Origin of the sequence: Vibrio makurazakiensis (assembly GCF_050337375.1) — a bacterium.
GTDB classification, from domain to species: domain Bacteria; phylum Pseudomonadota; class Gammaproteobacteria; order Enterobacterales; family Vibrionaceae; genus Vibrio; species Vibrio makurazakiensis.
Genome location: NZ_JAKJSW010000355.1, coordinates 1 through 2,785, shown reverse-complemented (window position 1 = coordinate 2,785; position 2,785 = coordinate 1). Strand labels below are relative to the sequence as shown.

Sequence of the window (2,785 nt, the reverse complement as noted above, 5' to 3'; positions counted from 1 at the left end):
CTTCCTGCATATTTAAATGCACTGCCTGGTAAAGGCGTTCATGTTGTAACCGTGAATGACTACCTTGCAAAGCGTGATGCTGAAACAAACCGCCCATTATTTGAATTCCTAGGCATGACTGTAGGCGTTAACGTGCCAAACATGCCGCCACCTGAAAAGAAAGAAGCTTACCTAGCGGATATTCTGTACGGAACAAATAACGAATTTGGTTTTGATTACCTGCGTGACAACATGGCATTCCGTGCTGAAGATCGTGTCCAACGTGCACGCTTCTTCGCTGTAGTTGATGAAGTGGATTCTATCTTAATCGATGAAGCACGTACGCCTTTGATCATCTCCGGCCCTGCCGAAGATAGCTCAGACCTTTACACTCGCATTAATACACTTATCCCTCATCTTGAGCTTCAAGAGAAAGAAGACTCTGAAGAGTACCGTGGCGATGGCCACTACACGATGGATGAGAAGTCTAAACAAGTTCACCTAACTGAAACAGGTCAGGAGTTTGTTGAAGAGTTAATGGTGAAGAATGGCTTGATGGAAGAGGGTGACACACTTTACTCTCCAACGAATATCAGCCTACTGCACCACGTAAATGCAGCATTGCGTGCTCATGTACTTTTTGAAAAAGACGTTGATTACATCGTAACTGAAGAAGGCGAAGTGGTTATCGTTGATGAGCATACAGGCCGTACAATGCCTGGACGTCGCTGGTCTGAAGGTTTACACCAAGCTGTAGAAGCGAAAGAAGGTGTGAAGATTCAAAATGAAAACCAAACGTTAGCATCAATCACATTCCAAAACTTTTTCCGTCTATACGACAAGCTGTCTGGTATGACGGGTACTGCTGATACTGAAGCTTTCGAATTCCAGTCTATTTACGGTCTGGAAACGGTAGTTATTCCGACTAACCGTCCAATGGTTCGTAATGATATGCCAGATGTGGTTTATCGTACCGAAACAGACAAGTTCAATGCGATTATCGAAGATATCAAAGAACGTGTTGAGCAAGGTCAACCTAGCTTGGTTGGTACAGTATCGATTGAAAAATCTGAACTGCTTTCTAATGCTCTTAAAAAAGCCAAAGTTAAGCACCACGTCTTGAATGCCAAATTCCATGAAATGGAAGCTGAGATTGTTGCTCAAGCTGGTACACCTGGCGCAGTTACAATCGCAACCAACATGGCTGGTCGTGGTACCGATATCGTTCTTGGTGGTAGTTGGCAAACTCAAGTTGAAAAACTAGAGAACCCTACGAAAGAACAGATTGCCCAGATCAAAGCTGATTGGAAAATTATTCATGATAAAGTTCTAGAATCTGGTGGCTTGCATATTATCGGTACTGAACGTCATGAATCTCGCCGTATCGATAACCAACTACGTGGTCGTTCTGGTCGTCAAGGTGATGCCGGTTCTTCTCGTTTCTATCTTTCAATGGAAGACTCTCTACTGCGTATCTTCACATCAGATCGTATGGCTGGTCTTATCCAAAGCGGTATGGATGAAGGTGAAGCGATTGAAAGTCGTATGCTTTCTCGTTCAATTGAAAAAGCTCAGCGTAAAGTGGAAGGCCGCAACTTCGACATCCGTAAACAGCTACTTGAATACGATGATGTTGCGAATGACCAGCGTAAAGTCGTTTATGAGCTTCGTGATGAACTGATGAGTGCTGATGACATCAGCGAAATGATTGAACATAACCGCGAAGATGTGTTCAGTGCGGTATTGGATGAATATATCCCGCCACAATCTCTAGAAGATATGTGGGATATTGCAGGTCTACAAGATCGCCTGAAGAACGACTTCGATCTAGACTTTGATATTCAAGGCTGGTTAGACGAAGACGACAAGCTTTACGAAGAAGCACTGCGTGAACGTATCCTAGAAATGGCAGTTGATACATATAAACAGAAAGAAGAAGTGGTTGGTGCACAAGTACTACGTAACTTCGAAAAATCTGTCAWGCTGCAAACATTAGATACGCTTTGGAAAGAGCATCTAGCGGCTATGGATCACCTTCGTCAAGGTATCCACTTGCGCGGTTATGCTCAGAAGAACCCAAAACAAGAGTACAAGCGTGAATCGTTTGAACTGTTTGAAGGTCTACTTGAGTCATTGAAGTCTGATGTGATTACTATTCTTTCTAAAGTTCGTGTTCAGCAGCAAGAAGAAGTAGAGAAGATGGAAGCACAGCGCCAAGCTCAAGCTGAAGAAGCTGCGCGTCGTGCACAAGCTCAACATGCTTCTGCTGACAATCAACTTAGTGATGGTGAAGCTGAAGCTTCTTCTCCTCAAACTGTTGTTCGTGATGACCGTAAAGTTGGCCGAAATGAGCCATGCCCATGTGGTAGCGGTAAGAAGTTTAAACAGTGTCACGGTCAAATTAACTAATTGAACCGTCGTTCTGAAATCTAAAGAGTCGCCTTGGCGGCTCTTTTTTTAAGCAAATTTTAAGGTAATACCTAATGAAACGTATCCATATTGTTGCTGCTATCATCTTCAACCAAGATAAGTCACAAGTTTTTATCACTAAGCGCCCTGACGATAAACATAAAGGCGGTTTTTGGGAGTTCCCTGGTGGTAAAGTTGAGACTGGTGAAACCATAGAACAAGCGATGGTTCGTGAACTTGATGAAGAGATTGGTATTGAAGTTACCGAACAATCTTTGTTTGAACACCTTGAGTTTGACTATTCGGATAAGTCATTGAAGTTTGATTTCATCCTTGTCACAGGTTTCAATAATCAGCCTTATGGAAAAGAGGGGCAGCAAGGGGAATGGGTTAGCGT

Annotated in this window: 2 protein-coding genes; both read left to right on the top strand. The window is 43.2% G+C overall.

Translation table 11 applies throughout. From position 1 onward, the window contains the following. Positions 1-2,388: preprotein translocase subunit SecA (gene secA / locus L4C33_RS21285; RefSeq protein WP_428814389.1), on the top strand; the 2,388-nt coding region annotated here is incomplete at its 5' end. Between the two features lie 74 nt (positions 2,389-2,462). Beyond that, a partial coding sequence (gene mutT, locus L4C33_RS21280; RefSeq protein WP_428814388.1) for an 8-oxo-dGTP diphosphatase MutT occupies positions 2,463-2,785 on the top strand: 323 nt, incomplete at its 3' end.